The sequence below is a fragment of the Novosphingobium sp. 1529 genome, assembly GCF_040544855.1.
Taxonomy (GTDB): domain Bacteria; phylum Pseudomonadota; class Alphaproteobacteria; order Sphingomonadales; family Sphingomonadaceae; genus Novosphingobium; species Novosphingobium capsulatum.
The window spans coordinates 281,689-298,989 of the sequence record NZ_JBEPKW010000001.1; the positions used below are offsets into that span (position 1 = coordinate 281,689).

General features: G+C 65.9%; 15 protein-coding genes and 1 tRNA gene. 9 read left to right on the top strand and 7 right to left on the bottom strand.

Translation table 11 applies throughout. The features are described 5' to 3' along the window. The first annotated feature begins 106 nt into the window (after nucleotides 1–106). The 6 genes from ABIC78_RS01315 to dxs all read left to right on the top strand — a co-directional run bounded on the left by ABIC78_RS01315 (nucleotide 107) and on the right by dxs (nucleotide 8,999). The gene (locus tag ABIC78_RS01315) at nucleotides 107–457 is read left to right on the top strand and encodes a hypothetical protein (protein WP_133726783.1); all 351 of its coding nucleotides are present in this window, start codon (nucleotides 107–109) and stop codon (nucleotides 455–457) included. Further along, on the top strand, nucleotides 454–753 hold the full coding sequence (gene sciP / locus ABIC78_RS01320; protein WP_022677617.1) for a CtrA inhibitor SciP: 300 nt from the start codon (nucleotides 454–456) through the stop codon (nucleotides 751–753). The genes ABIC78_RS01315 and sciP overlap by 4 nt, the downstream gene beginning before the upstream one ends. A gap of 532 nt (nucleotides 754–1,285) precedes the next feature. Then, entirely contained in the window at nucleotides 1,286–2,437 is a 1,152-nt protein-coding gene (locus tag ABIC78_RS01325) for an efflux RND transporter periplasmic adaptor subunit (RefSeq protein WP_107716434.1), read from the top strand. Between the two features lie 33 nt (nucleotides 2,438–2,470). Further along, nucleotides 2,471–5,686 (top strand): efflux RND transporter permease subunit, encoded by a 3,216-nt coding sequence (locus ABIC78_RS01330; protein WP_354487382.1) that lies wholly within the window; start codon nucleotides 2,471–2,473, stop codon nucleotides 5,684–5,686. A 101-nt stretch (nucleotides 5,687–5,787) separates the two neighbouring features. After that, the gene (locus ABIC78_RS01335) at nucleotides 5,788–6,978 is read left to right on the top strand and encodes a DUF445 domain-containing protein (protein WP_169041654.1); all 1,191 of its coding nucleotides are present in this window, start codon (nucleotides 5,788–5,790) and stop codon (nucleotides 6,976–6,978) included. A gap of 98 nt (nucleotides 6,979–7,076) precedes the next feature. Further along, a complete protein-coding gene (dxs, locus tag ABIC78_RS01340) occupies nucleotides 7,077–8,999 on the top strand; it encodes a 1-deoxy-D-xylulose-5-phosphate synthase (RefSeq protein ID WP_354487383.1) in 1,923 nt (640 codons plus the stop codon). Nucleotides 9,000–9,042: 43 nt separating this feature from the next. Here dxs and ABIC78_RS01345 read toward each other — a convergent pair. The 3 genes from ABIC78_RS01345 to ABIC78_RS01355 all read right to left on the bottom strand — a co-directional run bounded on the left by ABIC78_RS01345 (nucleotide 9,043) and on the right by ABIC78_RS01355 (nucleotide 10,169). Continuing rightward, nucleotides 9,043–9,129, bottom strand: a tRNA-Leu gene (locus ABIC78_RS01345). 322 nt (nucleotides 9,130–9,451) lie between these two features. Continuing rightward, entirely contained in the window at nucleotides 9,452–9,733 is a 282-nt protein-coding gene (locus ABIC78_RS01350) for an integration host factor subunit beta (protein WP_022677879.1), read from the bottom strand. Nucleotides 9,734–9,839: 106 nt separating this feature from the next. Further along, entirely contained in the window at nucleotides 9,840–10,169 is a 330-nt protein-coding gene (locus tag ABIC78_RS01355; RefSeq protein WP_156306535.1) for a hypothetical protein, read from the bottom strand. Nucleotides 10,170–10,228: 59 nt separating this feature from the next. On the opposite strand from ABIC78_RS01355, the gene ABIC78_RS01360 reads away from it, so the two are divergent. The 3 genes from ABIC78_RS01360 (at nucleotide 10,229) to ABIC78_RS01370 (ending at nucleotide 13,507) form a co-directional block, all read left to right on the top strand. Then, nucleotides 10,229–12,028 (top strand): peptide MFS transporter, encoded by a 1,800-nt coding sequence (locus ABIC78_RS01360; RefSeq protein ID WP_354487386.1) that lies wholly within the window; start codon nucleotides 10,229–10,231, stop codon nucleotides 12,026–12,028. A 168-nt stretch (nucleotides 12,029–12,196) separates the two neighbouring features. Beyond that, nucleotides 12,197–12,880, top strand: a complete 684-nt coding sequence (locus ABIC78_RS01365; protein WP_309804806.1) for an NnrU family protein — start codon at nucleotides 12,197–12,199, stop codon at nucleotides 12,878–12,880. A gap of 81 nt (nucleotides 12,881–12,961) precedes the next feature. Beyond that, nucleotides 12,962–13,507: a GNAT family N-acetyltransferase gene (locus ABIC78_RS01370; RefSeq protein ID WP_255478278.1), complete on the top strand. Its 546-nt coding sequence runs from the start codon at nucleotides 12,962–12,964 to the stop codon at nucleotides 13,505–13,507. A gap of 18 nt (nucleotides 13,508–13,525) precedes the next feature. On the opposite strand, the gene ABIC78_RS01375 is transcribed toward ABIC78_RS01370, so the two are convergent. The 4 genes from ABIC78_RS01375 to ABIC78_RS01390 all read right to left on the bottom strand — a co-directional run bounded on the left by ABIC78_RS01375 (nucleotide 13,526) and on the right by ABIC78_RS01390 (nucleotide 17,301). Beyond that, the gene (locus ABIC78_RS01375; protein ID WP_169041558.1) at nucleotides 13,526–14,239 is read right to left on the bottom strand and encodes a ribonuclease T2 family protein; all 714 of its coding nucleotides are present in this window, start codon (nucleotides 14,237–14,239) and stop codon (nucleotides 13,526–13,528) included. Nucleotides 14,240–14,255: 16 nt separating this feature from the next. Further along, on the bottom strand, nucleotides 14,256–15,119 hold the full coding sequence (gene nadC / locus ABIC78_RS01380; protein ID WP_354487389.1) for a carboxylating nicotinate-nucleotide diphosphorylase: 864 nt from the start codon (nucleotides 15,117–15,119) through the stop codon (nucleotides 14,256–14,258). A gap of 102 nt (nucleotides 15,120–15,221) precedes the next feature. Further along, nucleotides 15,222–16,019 (bottom strand): LytR/AlgR family response regulator transcription factor, encoded by a 798-nt coding sequence (locus ABIC78_RS01385; RefSeq protein WP_054131754.1) that lies wholly within the window; start codon nucleotides 16,017–16,019, stop codon nucleotides 15,222–15,224. Nucleotides 16,020–16,122: 103 nt separating this feature from the next. Then, nucleotides 16,123–17,301 carry a sensor histidine kinase gene (locus tag ABIC78_RS01390; RefSeq protein WP_043609233.1) on the bottom strand — a complete coding sequence of 393 codons (1,179 nt, stop codon included), beginning with the start codon at nucleotides 17,299–17,301 and terminating at the stop codon, nucleotides 16,123–16,125.

Consider the following 17,301-nt stretch of genomic DNA (forward strand, 5'->3'; position numbering starts at 1 on the left):
AGCGCAAAAATGGCACGGAACGGGCGGCGTGCGCTGGCCATGTGGTTAATTTTTTGTAAAGGGCGGTTTTACACTCCCTTATCCCTATCGGGCTACTGTCAGCCCCATGGATTTGGGTTTTGAAGATCTGCGCGGCCTGGTGGGCGCCGAATCGGCAGGAGTGCTGCGCCAGCTGCACTGGGCCGAATTCTGTGCCCGGCTGGAAGCCGCACAGGACCTGCGGCGGGTGTCGCAGGATTCCGTACTGGCGATGCCGGGCGGAACGGGCCTTGGCAGCTTCCATCGGGTCGCAGCCTGGATGTTGCACAAGGCAGGTGAACACACGGCAGGTCATGAAGATCTCGTTAACCCAAACTCTTCAGTGAATGGCAAAATGGAGGGAAGCACAACGGTGATGAAGCCAAACAGGCCGTCCCCCCCGCCGAAAGGCTCAGCTGACCGACGAGAAGTGCCATGATCGAAAATCAGAAAATCAGGCCGGCGCAGGTTATTGGTCCCTTGGGTGAACCGCTGACGCTGGATAACCTGCCCCCCGCCAACACCACCCGCTGGGTGGTGCGCCGCAAGGCCGAAGTGGTCGCGGCGGTCAACGGTGGGTTGCTGACCATTGACGAGGCGTGCGAACGCTATGGCCTCACCCTCGAAGAATTCGCCTCGTGGCAACGCGCGGTGGATCGCTCGGGGATGCAGGGCCTGCGGGTCACGCGTATCCAGCACTATCGCGACCTTTACGAGCGCCAGCTCAAGTATTGATCACGCGCTGGCTTGCCGGCCCGGTGCTTTGCGCCGGGGCTGGCAGCCCGCGCCACACCGCCATCCACGGTGCGGCCGTCCGGGGCAACCCGGGCGGCCGTTTTGGCGTCTCGGCCCCGCAGCGGTGGGTTCGTTGCCGAGGCGAAACGCAAATACTTCGGTTATGACGTTGTTTGTCGAGCCGTGATTGCAACTGGTCGTTGCGCCCGCTAAAAGCTGCGTAAATGCTGGCAAGGTAAGGAACCTTCGGAACGTGGCGCTTGATGCGCGGCGCTTGGCGAAGGCGGGGGCCATGCCGGCGACCGGCGTTGCCGGCGGCTGGCCCATGCCGGTGGCCGGCCGCGATGACAGGCAGCCGGGCAACCGGCCGCTACGTTAGACCGACGTTGGGAACACATCGCCCGGCCTGTCGCTGCGCATGGCGCAAGGATGGGGCGGGCAAAGGGGATCGTGGCCCGGGCTGCGTGGTGCCGTATGGCACGCGTTTGCCGGTTGGGCTGGGGAGGCAATTCTGCTGGACAAGACGCAAGACATGAGCAGCCTGGCCGATGTGCCGGCAACCGGTGGCAATCGGCGGCGTGCCTTTGCCATCGGCGCGGGGCTGGTCGTGCTGCTGGCTCTCGCCTGGTGGCTGATGCACCGCGATGCCGGCGGGCCCAAGGCGCCCGATGCCGCCACCCAGGCTCAGACCGTTACGGTGGTGGCGCCGGGCCAGCAGACCGTTGACGCCACCGTGGTGGCCAGCGGCGTGATTGCCGCCAAGCGCGAAATGCCCGTGGGCATTGCCGGCGAAGGCGGTATCGTGCGCAGCGTGCTGGTCGATGCCGGCACCTGGGTTCATGCCGGGCAGGTATTGGCCGTGGTCGATCGTTCGGTCCAGGTGCAGCAGGTGGCCAGCCAGGCCGCCGGGGTGCAGGTGCAGGAAGCCAACGCCCGCATCGCCCAGAGCAACCTTGATCGCGCGCTCAAGCTGGTGGCCAAGGGCTTTATCTCCAAGGCCGATATCGATCAGCTGACCGCCACGCGCGATGCCGCCGTGGCGCAGGTGCGCGTGGCCCGCGCCACGCTGGGCCAGCTGCGCGCCAGCACGGCGCGGCTCAACATCGTGGCCCCGGCCGATGGCCTGGTGCTGACCCGCGCGGTAGAGCCCGGCCAGATCGTCAGCGCGGGCAGCGGCACGCTGTTCCGCATGGCCAAGGATGGCGAACTGGAAATGCAGGCACGCCTTGCCGAAGTGGATCTGGCGCGTATGCACGTGGGCGTGACCGCCCAGATCACCCCGGTCGGCACGGCGCAAAGCTTTACCGGCACGGTGTGGCAGGTGGCTCCCACGATCGATCCGACCACGCGCGAGGGCATTGCCCGCATCGCGTTGCGCTATGATCCGGCGCTGCGTCCGGGCGGCTTTGCCAGCGCCACGATCCGCAGCGGCGTAACCACGGCGCCGGTCCTGCCCGAAACCGCGATCCTCAGCGATGAAAACGGCAGCTTCGTCTATATCCTCGATGGCGCCAACAAGGTGACGCGCCGCGCGGTGAAGATCGGCGACGTTACCGCGCATGGGATCGTCGTGCGCGAAGGTCTCTCGGGCAACGAGCGCGTGGTGCTGCGCGCGGGCGGCTTCCTCAATCCCGGCGATACGGTCCGGCCGGTCACGGCCGGCTCTGCCGCCGCGGCGCACTGATCGACCACCCGTGATCGGACCAGGGAAACGGCCATGAACTTTCGCAATCTCTCGGCCTGGTCCATCCGCAACCCGGTCGTTCCCATCGTCCTGTTCCTGGGGCTGACCCTGGCGGGCCTGGTCTCATTCATGCTGATGAAGGTGCAGGACCAGCCCGATATCGAGTTTCCGCTGGTGATCGTGCAGATCAGCCAGCCCGGCGCCGCGCCGACCGAAATCGAGACCCAGATCACGCAGCGGGTGGAAAGCGCCGTGCGCACTATCGCCGGGGTCGACACGATCACCTCCACCGCGTCGGAAGGCTCCAGCCAGACGATGGTGCAGTTCAAGATCGGCACCGACATCTATGGCGCGGTGGCCGAAGTGAAGAACGCGGTGGACCAGGTGCGTGGCGACCTGCCCGACGGCATCCTGGAACCGCAGGTATTCAAGGCCGAAACCTCGTCCGATCCCATCGCCTATTGGGCGGTTTCGGCCGACGACATGACAATCGAGCAACTGTCGTGGTTCGTCGACGATACCGTGGCCAAGCGCCTGCTGGCGGTGCCTGGCATGGCCGAGGTCCACCGCGCCGGCGGCGTGACCCGTGAAATCGCCGTGACGCTCGATCCCATGCGCATGAAGTCGTTCGGCGTGACCGCGATGCAGGTCAACAATGCGCTGCGCCAGGTCAATCTCAACGCCGCGGGCGGCAAGGCCGAAGTGGCCGGTGCGCGCCAGTCGGTGCGCGTGCTCGGCAACGCGCGGTCCGCCTTCGATCTGGGGCAGACGCAGATTTCCGTGGCAGCCGGCCGGGTGATCCGCCTGTCCGATGTCGCCGACGTGCGCGACAGCTTCAGCGAAATCACCTCGATCGCCAAGTTCAACGGCAAGCCGGTCGTCACGTTCAGCATCGCCCGCGCCCGCGGCGAATCCGATGTCAGCGTCTATGACGATACGGTCAAGGAACTGGCCAAGATCTCGGCCGAGCAGGGCCACAAGATCCGCTTCACCCAGCTGTTCACCAGCGTGAACTACACCAAGCAGCAGTACCACACCTCGATGTCCTCGATGGTCGAAGGCGCGGTGCTGGCGGTGATCGTGGTGTTCTTCTTCCTGCGCGATTGGCGGGCCACGTTCGTGTCGGCCATCGCCATTCCGCTCTCGGCCATTCCCACGTTCGCCGTGATGCATCTCATGGGCTTTACGCTCAACACCATGTCGCTGCTTGCGCTGGGCCTGGTGGCGGGCGTGCTGGTGGACGATGCGATCGTGGAAATCGAGAATATCGTGCGGCATATCCGCATGGGCAAGACGCCGTTCCAGGCCGCGATCGACGCCGCCGACGAAATCGGCTTGGCGGTGGTGGCGACCACCTTCTCGATCGTGGCGGTGTTCCTTCCCGTGGGCCTGATGCCGGGCATCTCGGGCCAGTTCTTCAAGAACTTTGGCCTGACCGTGGTGGTGGCGGTGCTGTTCTCGCTGCTGGTGGCGCGCATGATCACGCCGATGGTCGCCGCCTATTTCCTCAAGCGTGACCAGCGCGACATTCCCCATGGCGAAGGCCCGTGGATGGACCGCTATATGGCGGTGCTGCGCTGGTCGCTCGATACCACGCGCGCGGCGGCCTATCGCGCGCTGCATCCGCGCCGCCGCGTGCGGGCGCGGCTGCGCGATCACCGCCTGTGGATGATGGGCATTGGCCTTGGCGCGCTGGTGCTGACGGGCGCTATGTTCGTGGTCATTCCCACGCAGTTCTTCCCCGATACCGATAGCGATTTCTCGCAGATCAACGTGGAAATGGTGCCCGGCACCACGATCGACCAGACGGCCGCCAAGGTGGATGAGGTGTACAACCTGATCCGCAACGAGCCCGAGATCGAAGTGGCGCTGGAGCGGATCACCGAGGGCAGCGGGCGCATCATCATGACGCTGCGCAAGGACCGCCCGCGCACCAGCCTGCAGTTCCAGCGCGAACTGACCCCGCGCCTGCAGCAGATCGCCGATGCCCGCGTCACGTTCCAAAGCCAGAATGGCGGCGGCGGTGGCGGCTCGGGCCGGCCGATCAGCGTGATGCTCTCGGGCTCCGATCCCGATCTCCTGCAGCGCACCGCGCAAACCCTGGTGCAGCAGATGAGCGGGCTCAAGCAACTGGTGGCGCCGCGCATCAGCGCCGATTTGCGCCGCCCCGAAATCGTCATCACCCCGCATCTTGATCTGGCCGCCTCGCTCGGCGTGACGACCCAGGCGCTCAGCCAGACGATCCGCATCGCCACCCAGGGCGAAATCGACATGAACAGCGCCAAGTTCTCGCTGTCCGATCGCCAGGTACCGATCCGGGTCAAGTTGCCGCTCGATTCCCGCCGCGATCTGTCGACCATCGAAAACCTGCCGGTGCAGACCGCGATGGGCACCTCGGTGCCGCTGGCGCGCGTTGCCAGCATCGGCTTTGGCTCGGGCCCGACGACGATCCAGCGCTACAACCAGAACCACCGCATCTTTGTGGGCGCCGATCTGCCGCCCGGCGTGGTCAAGGGCACGGCGATGGATGCCATTGCCAAGCTGCCAATCATGCAGAACCTGCCCACCGGCGTGTCCAACGCCCCGGCCGGGGAAGACCGCTGGCAGCAGGAAATGCTCACCAACTTCTTCATCGCGCTCGCCACTGGCGTGCTGCTGGTGTTCTCGGTGCTGGTGCTGCTCTATCACCGCTTTGTCTCGCCGCTGGTCAACATGGGCTCGCTGTTCCTGGCGCCGCTGGGTGGGCTGATGCTGCTGGGCCTGGTTGGCCAGGCACTGAGCCTGCCGGTGTTCATCGGCGTGCTGATGCTGTTCGGCATCGTCGCCAAGAACTCGATCCTGCTGATCGACTTCGCGATCGAGGAAATGTCGACCGGCAAGGGCAAGCTGGAGGCGATTACCGAGGCCGGGCACAAGCGCGCGCAGCCGATCATCATGACCACCGTGGCGATGATCGCCGGCATGGTGCCCACGGCCATTTCGGTGGGCGGTGACGCGGGCTGGCGCGCGCCAATGGGCACGGTGGTGATCGGCGGCCTCACGCTCTCCACCCTGCTCACGCTGCTGATCGTGCCGGCCGGTTTCAGCCTGGCTGACGGCTTTGAAAAGCGGCTGGGACCTTGGCTTGCCCGCGTGTTCCTGGCCGCCCAGCCGCGTCCTGCGGCGCCTGGCGCAACGGACCCGCGCGGCCCTGCCACCGGCCCTGCAACCGGGAACCACACCGCGCATGAGGCATTCCCGGCGGAGTGACCATCACTCCCCGCCGTCTGGCCCGCGCTGCAAGGCCCCTGATCCAGCCCGTTGACCGGGCGCGCACCACGCGCCTTGTCGCCACCGGCCTGCTGGTGGTGATGGCCGGGCTGTTTGCTCTGGCGCGCACCATGCTGGCCGCGCCGGGCGCCGCGCCGGGCTGGGGCTATCTGCGCGCCTTTGCCGAGGCGGCGATGGTTGGCGGCCTGGCCGACTGGTTTGCCGTCACCGCGTTGTTCCGCCATCCCCTGGGCCTGCCGATCCCGCACACCGCGATCATCCCGGAAAACAAGGATCGCATCGCCGATTCCCTGGCCGGCTTCCTCCAGTCCAATTTCCTCACCCCCCAGGTGGTGGCGCGGCGCATGGCCGGGCTGGACGTGGCCGGGGCGGCCGGTTCCTTCCTGGCGGCACCACGCCAGGGCGGGGAGCAGGGGCGCCTGGCCGCCGGTGCCGCCAGCCTGGCGGCCGATATCCTGGAATCGCTCGATCGCGAAAAGCTCGGCGGCATGGCCAAGCAGGCCTTGCGCCAGCAGATAGACCGGATCGACCTGGCGCCGCTTCTGGGCCAGATGTTGCAGGCGATGATCGCCGACGGGCGCCACCTGCCGCTGATCGAGGCGCTGCTGGCCAAGACGGCGCAGACCCTGGAAGCCAACGAGGCGCTGCTGCGCACCCTGATCCACGATCGCGCCAATGCCCTGGTGCGGCTGGTCAAGCTGGACGAACGGCTGGCCAACACCATTCTCGATGGCATCTACAAGCTGCTCGCCGAAGCCGTAGTGCATCCCGATCACCCGTTGCGTATGAAGATCGTAGAAGGGCTGGAACAGCTTGCCCACGACCTCGTCGAAGACCCCGCGATGCGCGCCCGCGTCGAAGGCATGAAGGCCGAAGTGCTGGCCAACCCCGCGTTCACCGACTGGCTCGACGCGCTGTGGGAGCGCGCGCGCGGCGGCTTGCTGGCGGCGGTGCGCGGCGGTGGCAATGGCGCGCTGTCGGGCCAGATCGGCGTGGCCCTGGCAGACCTGGGCCGCGCCCTGCAAACCGATCGGCAACTGGCGCTGCTGGTCAACCGCTTTGCCCGGCGCACGCTGGTGGGCGTGGCCAGCCGCTATGGCAGCCAGATCGTGCGGCTGGTGTCGGAAACCATCCGCCGCTGGGATGCCCGCACCGTGACCGCGCGGATCGAGGGCGCCGTGGGCCGAGATCTGCAGTTCATCCGCATCAACGGCACGCTGGTGGGCGGGCTGGTGGGCCTTGCCCTCCACGCGCTCGACATGGCGTTGTGAGGGCCAGCGACAAGGCCCAAGCTGCTGTTTCCACGCCCCTTGGTGCGAACCATAGGGGTTTTCTCGACAGCGCGCGGCAAGGGGTGTAAGGCGCGATAATGACCGAAATCCCGGCCACGCCTTTGCTCGACACCGTCGATACCCCCGCCGACCTGCGCCGCCTGGCGCCTGGTCAATTGCGCCAACTGGCCGATGAACTGCGCGCCGAGATGATCTCGGCCGTGGGGCAGACCGGCGGGCACCTTGGCTCCGGCCTGGGCGTGGTGGAATTGACCACCGCGATCCATTACGTGTTCAACACCCCCGATGACCGGCTGGTGTGGGATGTGGGCCACCAGGCCTATCCGCACAAGATCCTCACCGGGCGGCGCAGCCGTATCCGCACCCTGCGCCAGGGCGGTGGCCTTTCCGGTTTCACCAAGCGCAGCGAAAGCGAATACGATCCGTTCGGTACCGCGCACAGCTCGACCTCGATCTCGGCAGCGCTGGGCTTTGCCGTGGCCAACAAGCTGGCCGGCAAGCCGGGCAAGGCGATCGCGGTGATCGGTGATGGCGCGATGAGCGCGGGCATGGCCTACGAGGCGATGAACAACGCCGAAGCCGCCGGCAACCGCCTGATCGTGATCCTCAACGACAACGATATGTCGATCGCCCCGCCCGTCGGCGGCCTCTCGGGCTACCTCGCGCGGCTGGTATCGTCGCGCCCGTTCCTGGAACTGCGCGAACTGGCCAAGCGCCTGTCGCGCAAGCTGCCCCGCCCGCTGCACCATGCGGCCAAGAAGACCGACGAATTTGCCCGCGGCATGGCCATGGGCGGCACCCTGTTCGAGGAACTGGGCTTTTACTATGTCGGGCCGATCGACGGGCACAACCTCGACCAGTTGATCCCGGTTCTGGAAAACGTGCGCGATGCGGCCGAAGGGCCGTGCCTGGTCCACGTCGTCACGCAAAAGGGCAAGGGTTATGCCCCGGCCGAGGCAGCGGCCGACAAGTATCACGGCGTGCAGAAGTTCGACGTGATCACCGGCGAACAGATGAAAAGTGCGGGTGGCCCGCCCAGCTACACCAATGTCTTTGCCCAGGCCCTGATGGCCGAGGCCAAGGCCGATCCCACGGTCTGCGCGATCACCGCGGCAATGCCGTCGGGCACCGGGCTCGACAAGTTTGCCAAGGCCTTTCCCGATCGCCTGTTCGACGTCGGCATTGCCGAGCAGCATGCCGTGACGTTTGCCGCCGGCCTTGCGGCGCAGGGCATGCGGCCGTTCTGCGCGATCTATTCCACGTTCCTGCAGCGCGCCTATGACCAGGTCGTGCACGATGTGGCGATCCAGAACCTGCCGGTGCGCTTTGCCATCGACCGCGCCGGGCTGGTCGGCGCCGATGGCGCCACGCATGCCGGCTCGTTCGATGTGACCTATCTGGCCAGCCTGCCCAACATGGTGGTGATGGCCGCCGCCGACGAGGCGGAACTGGTTCACATGGTGCACACCGCCGCCTGTCATGACAGCGGCCCGATCGCTTTCCGCTATCCGCGCGGCAATGGCGTGGGTGTGCCGCTGCCCACCGTTCCCGAGCGGCTGGAAATCGGCAAGGGCCGCGTCGTGCGCGAGGGCAGCAAGGTGGCGATCCTCTCGCTCGGCACGCGCCTGGCCGAAGCGCTCAAGGCCGCAGATCAGCTCGATGCACGCGGGCTGTCCACCACGGTGGCCGACCTGCGCTTCGTCAAGCCGCTGGACGATGCGCTGATCCGCCGCCTTATCGCCACGCACGAAGTGGTGGTGACGATCGAGGAAGGCGCGATTGGCGGCCTAGGCGCCCATGTGCTGACCATGGCAAGCGACGAAGGGCTGACCGACAGCGGCCTCAAGATTCGCACCATGCGCCTGCCCGATGTGTTCCAGGATCACGACGCGCCCGAAAAGCAGTATGACGCGGCCGGGCTCAATGCTCCGCATATCGTCGATACCGTGCTCAAGGCGCTGCGTCACAACAGCGCCGGGGTTCAGGAAGCGCGCGCCTGATCCTCAAGCCGGCCGGCGTGCCACTGTCGCATGAAGGTGATGGTGGTGCGGGCGGCCGGACTTGAACCGGCATGGGCAAAGCCCGACGGATTTTAAGTCCGTTGCGTCTAACCAATTTCGCCACGCCCGCACGGCTTGTGCGGCTATAGGCAGGTGGCCGCCGCGCGCCAAGGGGGCGGCGCGGCACCCCTGCAAAAAAGGCCCGCTGTCCCTATGCCGGACGCGAGCCTGACTGCCTGTTAGACTTGGTAGATTTGGGACTTGTCGCCTGGTCGCGCCGGCTGTGGTGCGTTGGCGGGATATGAATGGCAGGCAGCGCCATTGTCTCGTGCAAAAACGCTGCCTGCCCCCCCTGTAACGCTGCTACCGTGCCCCTTGGCAGCAGCGTCCCTGGCGCCGTGGTGGCCCTTGGCGGGGCCGCGCCGGCGCCAAACCGTATCAGCCGCGCAGGATCACTCGGCGTTGAGCCGGATGCGCATTTCCTTGCCCGGCTTGAAATAGGGCACGCGCTTGCCCGGCACGTCGACGGATTCGCCGGTGCGCGGGTTGCGGCCCTTGCGCGCATCGCGTTCGCGCGTGGAAAAGGCGCCAAAGCCGCGCAGTTCCACCCGGCCACCATCGGCGAGGCGCCCGGCGATTTCGTCGAAGAACACGTCAACCACGCGCTCGATCTCTTCGGCGCGAAGGCCCGGGCTGTCCTTGGCCAAAGCTTGCAGCAGTTCGGAACGTATCATGTCACTCCCCCTCCGCGATGCCCCCCGGCATCGTATGAAGTCCCTTGTGCGCCGATTGACCCCCGTCACGGCGCAAATTGCACTGTGCCAGATGTCGGACGAGTGTTCAACTTATCGAACGTTCAAAAAATGCAGGGAAATTTGCCGAAAACCGCGCAATTTTCGGCCACCAGGTGAAATTCTCTCCGGTGTGGGGCTGGACCGGCGCGGTCAGTGGCGAAAAACGCATGCCGCGATGGTTTGTTTCGGTGGGGCTTGGCTTCCAGAAAGGAATATTCAGTCGCTTGCCGCTGTCGCGCATGTTCGTTGCAAAGCGGCGCGCGGTTGCAAATTGCGCCTTTCCAAACCGCGCAATCCGGGTAGTTTCCGCCGCAACCGGACTGCTTTTCCCTCGACAAGAGCCGTCCACCAGAACCGTCGATCGTCGCATATCCATCGGCCCTGCCTATTCATCGGCCCCGCCCGCCGGCAGCTTTTCACGGAGCGCATCCATCCATGACCGAGGCGAACACGCCCCCTTCATCCCCGTCGTCCACCAGTGCCCATGGTGACACCGGGTGGTTCGGCCATCCCCGCCAGTTGGCGCGGCTGTTCACCACCGAAATGTGGGAGCGCTTCGGCTTCTACGGCATGCGGGCGCTGCTCACGCTCTACCTCACCAAGCACTTCCTGTTCAGCGACAGCACTACCAACGGGCTTTACGGCGGCTTTGCCGCGCTGGTCTATCTCACCCCGCTGGTGGGCGGGCTGATCGCCGATCGCGTGCTCGGCTCCAAGCGCTCGGTCAAATACGGCGCGATCATGATGTCGCTGGGCTATTTCGTGCTGTGCTTTGGCGGGGAAACCGCCAAGCCTCATGCCGAAATCGCTGGCCAGCGCTATGACGTGGTGGCTGAGAACACCGTCGATCGTCCTACCGCCACGGGCCTGGAAAAGCGCTATGTGTTCATGGATGGCAGCAAGCTGCTGATCAAGGGCAATGCCGATGGCAGCGTGGCGCTGCTCGCGCCCGATGGCCACGTCGCCCGCACCGTGCCGGGTGACCAGTTCGCCACCGGCGGCACGCGCTCGTCGTTCTACGTGCTGCTGATGCTGCTCGGCCTGTCGCTGGTGGCGGTGGGCAACGGGTTCTTCAAGCCCAACCTCGCGACCGTGGTGGGCGAACTCTACGCCCCGGGTGACCGCCGCCGCGATGCCGGCTTCACCATCTTCTACATGGGCATCAACCTGGGGTCGCTGTTCTCGCAGATCCTCTGCCCCTGGCTGGCCGATTCCGTGGGGTGGTGGGCCGGCTTCCTGTTGGCCGCGATCGGCATGGCGGTTGCCTGGATGCTCATCCAGTTCGATGGCGGGCGCCTGGCCGGTTACGGCGAGCCACCGGTCCAGCGCGGCCGTGACCTGACCCCGTTCATCTATGTCGGCGGCCTGGTCGCCGTGGGCGCGGTTATCCTGCTGTTCCAGAACCTGCTCGATGCCAAGCCGGTTGCCGCCGGATCCAGCCTGCTGGCCTATGTGCTGGCGCTGCCGCTGCTGGGCAAGATCCTCTTCGCCAGTTTCCTGATCGGCGTACCCGCGATCCTGGTCTATGCCTGGCGCACCGGCAACCGGGTCGAATTCGAGATGATGGTGGCGGCCATGGTGCTGACCACGTTCAACACCGTGTTCTGGACGCTGTTTGAGCAGGCCGGTTCCTCGCTCACGCTGTTCGCCGATCGCAACACGGATCTTTCGGTGTTTGGCCTGTTCAGCATTTCGGCCGGGCAGACGCAGTTCTTCAACGCGCTGTTCATCGTCACCCTGGCGCCGTTGCTGACCATCCTGTGGGGCAAGCTGGCCGCGCGCGGGCTGGAACCCTCGATCCCGGTCAAGTTCGGCGTGGCCCTGGCGGGCGTGGGCGCCGGCTTCCTGTTCCTGGTCTGGGGCACCCGCTTTGCCGGCCCCGACTTCAAGGTTTCGGTGTGGTGGCTGGCTGGCCTCTACCTGATCCACTCGGTCGCGGAACTGTGCATCTCGCCTGTCGGCATGAGCATGATCACCAAGCTGTCGCTGGCCCGCATCGTCGGCCTGATGATGGGCGTGTGGTATTTGTCGATTGCCATGGCACAATATGTCGGCGGAATCGTTGCGCAGGTTGCAAGTGTGGAAACCGTGGGGGGAGAGGTTACCAACCTCAAGCTGAGTCTTGACACCTATACCAGCGTTTTCAATGTGATCGGCTGGTTCGCGGTGGGGATTGGGGTCGTTCTTCTGCTGCTTTCGGGGGTTTTGCGCAAATTGATGCACGGGGTGCGGTAGTTCGGCGTGGCGCCGTCCTGGCGCCACTTCGGATCAATTTGTTCGGCAATGAGACATGCTTGGGGGATGCCACGCGTCTATGCTCGCCTAAGCGAGCATGGTAAACAATTGTTAGGCTAGCTTGCAGTGGCGTGGGAGCGCTGCAATGCAGCGGGTACGGAGCATGTCTTGATCGAATCACATCTACCCCTGGCCCTGGCGATGCTGTTCTTTGCCGGTTCCCACTGGGTACTCTCGCATCCCTTGCGCAAACCCGCCGTCAAGGCGCTGGGGCTGAATGGCTTTCTTGCGGTCTATTCCATCATCGCCTTGGTCGCGCTGATCCTTGTCTTGATCATGCACGATCGCGCGCCCGATGGGCCGATGCTGTGGAATGGCTATGCTGTCCTGCCCTGGCTGGCTGGCTCGCTGCTCAGCTTTACCGCCATGGCGCTGTTGCTGGCCTCGTTCGCGCGCAATCCGGCGCTGGCCCCCCGCAACATGAACGGGCTGTCCACCGCGCTGCCCCAGGGCGTGTTCCGCGTCACCCGCCACCCGATGATGTTTGCCATCGCGCTGTGGGGCATTTCGCATCTGATCGTGGCGCCCAGCCTGCGTTCGCTGCTGCTCAACGGCGGCCTGGCACTGATGGCGGTGGGCGGTGCACGCACCCAGGATGCCAAGTTCCAGGCGCTCTATGACAAGGAATGGCGAATCTGGTCGCGCCGCTCGCCGTTCTGGCCCGATCTGCGCAACCTGGGCCAGCTCGGCTGGGCCTGGGGCGGGGCGTTGATCCTGTGGGGGCTGATCACGGCGTTGCACTGGCTGCTGGCTGGCATTCCCGCCGGGCCCTGGCGCTTTTTCGAAAGCTGATCGGCTTGCATCGCCGCGGAAATCGGGCAGGTTTCGGGAATGGAACCTGTGACCGTCTCCGCGCCCGCCCAGCAATCTGCCTTGCAGCCCGCCCTTGTGACCGAGCGTCTCGCGCTGTGGCATCCTCACCCGCGCGATCATGCCGGGCTGGTCGATCTGCTTGCCCCTGAGGACGTGCGTCGGCACCTTGGCAACCGCCCCACCAGCGTGACCGAGGAATTCCAGCGCCTGCTGCGCAACGCCGGCTCATGGGCGCTCTACGGCTATGGCATCTTCACCTGCCGCCGCCGCGATGATGATGCCGTGATCGGCATTGCCGGCGTGTTCCATTCCTGGCGCGGCTTTGGCCAGGGGCTGGACGATGTGCCCGAAGCCGGCTGGATATTTGCCCCATCCTGCTGGGGCCAGGGCCTGGCGCGCGAGGCGATGACGGCCGTGCTCGACTGGTTCGATGCCGCGCATGCCACGCCACAGGGCCCGCGCCGCGTGGCCTGCATGATCGATGGGGACAACGCGGCCTCGCTCGCGCTGGCGGCACGCCTGGGCTTTACCCGCTATGCCGAACACGCCGATGGCGCCCGCGACGTGCCGCTGGTGCTGCTGGAGCGGGGTGGGGGCAACGGATAGGCCGCCGCCGCCCCGCATTCAGCGCTTGCGCTGCCAGATCCGCAACAGGCTGCCATCATCCAGGCCCAGGCCATCGCAGGTCTTGGGCCGATCGGCCTGGTCGGCACAGAGCTGCACTTCCTGCAGCCATCCGCCGGGGCTGGCGCTGATGCGGATCGACTGCGGGGTGAGGCGGGGGTTGCGGCTGATGAACGCGCGGCGCAGGTCACCCGCAGTCAGCACGCGGCGGCGGGCCAGGCTGTCCATGTCGGGCAGGTGCAGCGCGGCCATGCGCCGCGCCCCTTGCGCAAAATAAGCCTCTGGCGTGGGGGCCATGCAGGCGCCATGCTTGGCCCATTCGTGGGCGAGCAGGCGGGCCGAGGGCGTCATGCACATGGCGCGGCGCAGGGTTTCGGCGCTGGGCACCGTGGCGGGGCACCACTGCGGCCACTGCCCGGGCAGGCCATCGGCCCACAACCCGTGCAGCACAAAGCCGAAATGACCCAGGCTGCCATCGCACTGCGTGCCGCCGATGGCGTCACCCGTGTGGTTGCGGCAGAACTGCGGCGACCATGACAGCGCCAGCGTCGTGCCGGTCATCGGCCCGGTGCGGCGCGGCCCATCGGGGGCGGGCAGCGGTTCGGGATCGATGCGCGGTGGCAGGCGGCAGGCCGGCGCTTCGGCCGCCAGGGCAGCAACGGGCAGCGCCAGGGCAGCCAGCGGCAGGGCAAGAGCAGCAAGCAGGGGCTTCATCGGCATCACCTTGGCGTTACAGCGGCGAGAAATCGAGGCCGATATCGGCCGCCGGGGCGCTTTGCGTCAGCCGGCCGACCGAAACGTAATCCACCCCCGATGCGGCGATCGCGGCGATGGTGTCGAGCCGCACCCCGCCAGAGGCTTCGGTCGGCACGCGACCGGCGACCAGCGCCACGGCCTGGCGCAGCATGTCTGGCCCCATGTTGTCGAGCAGCAGGCGCGTCGCCCCCGCCGCCAGCGCCGGTTCGATCTGGTCGAGATGATCGACCTCGCAGATCACGTCGGCCACCCCGGCGGCCAGGGCGCGGCGCACCGCTTCGGCCACGCCGCCGGCCACCAGCACATGGTTGTCCTTGATCATCGCCGCATCCCACAGGCCCATGCGGTGGTTGTGCCCGCCGCCGGTGCGCACGGCATATTTTTCCAGGTGGCGAAAGCCGGGGATGGTCTTGCGCGTATCGAGCAGGCGCGCCCGCGTCTGCCCCATGGCATCGACATACTGCCGCGTCAGCGTGGCCACCCCAGAAAGGTGCTGCACGGTATTGAGCGCAGAGCGTTCCGCCGTCAGCATGGCGCGGGCATTGCCGGCGAGGCACATCAGCGCCGTGCCCGGTTCCACGCGGGCGCCTTCGTCCACCAGGATGGTAATATCGACCGATGGATCGAGCGCGCGGAAGAACGCGGCCGCAATCGGCAGTCCGCACACCGTGATGGCATCGCGGCTGTCCATCACCCCGGCAAAGCGCGCCTCGGCCGGGATCACGCTTTCGCTGGTGACATCATGACCACCGCCCGGCAGCCCCAGGCCCAGATCTTCCTCAAGCGTGGCGCGGACAAAGGCGGTGAGGTCGAAACCCGGAATGGCAAAATCGGTCATGGCGCGGCTTTACCGACTGGGCGCGGAGGTGCCAATCGGAATTGGCCGATCGGGCCTGCGGGACGGTGCCGGGCTGGCGCTTGGCACAGCCCGGCATTGCCGTCAGTGGACGAAGCGGGCCACCACGTCGCGATAGGACCGGCTCACCTTCACCTCGGCGCCAGATTCCAGCACCAGGAAGCATTCGCCATTGGTATGCGGGCGCACCTGGCGCACCTGATCGAGGTTGACGATCTTGGAGCGGTGGACACGCTGGAACACCCGCGGGTCGAGCCGGCGTTCGAGATCCTTCATCGTTTCGCGCAGGATCAGCGAATTGTCGCCGGTATAGATGCACATATAGTCGCCGGCGGCCTCGATGCGCTCGATCGTGTCGACATCGACGCGGAAAATCTGGCCGCGATCCTTGATGTTGATCAGCTTTTCAAAGCGGCCCGCAGCCACTTCGCCATCGTCTTCCAGTTCGGGCATGGCGTCGGGCGCCACTTCGGCCAGCACGTTCTTGAGCTTTTCCACTTCCTCCAGCCCGCGCTTTTCGGCCATGCGCGTGCGCGCCCGGTCAAGCGCATCGGCCAGGCGGTCTTCCTCCACCGGCTTGAGCAGGTAGTCCACGGCATTGGCCTCGAACGCCTTGAGCGCGTGTTCGGAATAGGCGGTGACGAAGACGAAGAGCGGCGGATCGATTTCCATCACGCCCTTGACCACGCTGAACCCGTCAAAGCCGGGCATCTGGATATCGAGAAAGACCAGGTCGGGCTTTTCGGTCTTGATCTTGCGGATCGCCTCGCGTCCGTTGGAACAGGTGTCGATCACCTCGACATCGGGGAAGGCCTGGAGACGCAGCTGGAGGCCCTGGATGGCGAGTTTCTCGTCGTCGACGAGGATCGTGCGGATGGTCATTTGCTACCTTTGCCTGGAGCGTCTGCCCTGTTGTGGTTTTTCTGCCCCCGCGTGACAAATGCGACAAGCCCGAAAAGTTCCCGAGGCATGCCCACCTGCGTCGTCATGCCCGTGCCAGCCGGTTGCCCGGTTGGGCGAGCGTGGCGGGCTCCTCCTTCGCTTCGAACGGCAGTTCGATGGTTACGGCAAAGCCACCTTCGGGGCGGTTGCCCACCTCGAAGCGCTGCTGGCTGCCATAGGCCTGCGCCAGGCGATCACGAATGTTGGGCAGGCCTACGCCCGTGGAAACCGGGTATCCCGGCGCGGATGGGCTATCGGCAGAGTCGGTTTGCACACCGAACAGCGTTGATGGATCGGTGCCTGCTGGCAAGCCCGGCCCGGTGTCCGACACGGTGACCCGCAGCATGGGGCCGACGAGTTGCGCCGCGATGGTGATCTGGGCGCCGTCTTCCAGCGCGCTGACCGCATACTTGATGGCGTTTTCCACCAGTGGCTGAAGCAGCAGCGAGGGCATCAGCGCCGACCGCGCAGCGTCATCGATGCGAAACTCGGTCCGTAGCCGCTCTTCAAAGCGCATCAACTCGATATCGAGGTAGAGCTTGAGCGTCTCCACTTCCTGCGCCACCGTCACCCGGCCGGTTGGCTCGTTGATCAGGGTATAGCGCAGGAAGGCAGAAAGCCGGGTCAGCATTGCATTGGCCGGCTCGGTCTGCTTCAGCAGTACCAGCGTGGAAATCGAATTGAGCGTGTTGAACAGGAAATGCGGGTTAAGCTGGTAGCGCAGCATGGCCAGCTGGGCCGATGTCGCCTGCGCCTCGAGATAGAGTAGCTGGTCGTTCTGCTCTTCCACCTGGATATAGAAGTTGATCGCGTAATAGAGCGCCGACCAAGCCCCCAGCAGCGTCAGGTCGATATAGAACACGCCCAGGAACAGCTGGGCAAAGCCGGCGTCGCTGCCCGGGCGGTAGAGGCTGATTACCCAGGCATCGATGAAGGCATAGAGCCCCACGGCCACGGCCAGGACCAGCGCGGTGGCACCCCAGGTGATGATCGGGCGCCGGTTGATCAACGCGCGATAGATCACCGAGAGGATCGACGAGATCGAAAAGCCAGTGATCGAGGCGATCAGCACGATCAGCAGGAACGACCAGGGCTGGGCATTGGCCAGGCTGGACATGGCGCGCAGCAACATGGCGCCGCCCCAGCCAACGAACTGGAGCCGCCAGAAGGCGCGGTTCTTGTTGCCGAAGAACGGCGTGGGGCGAAGCGGCAGCATGGCCAT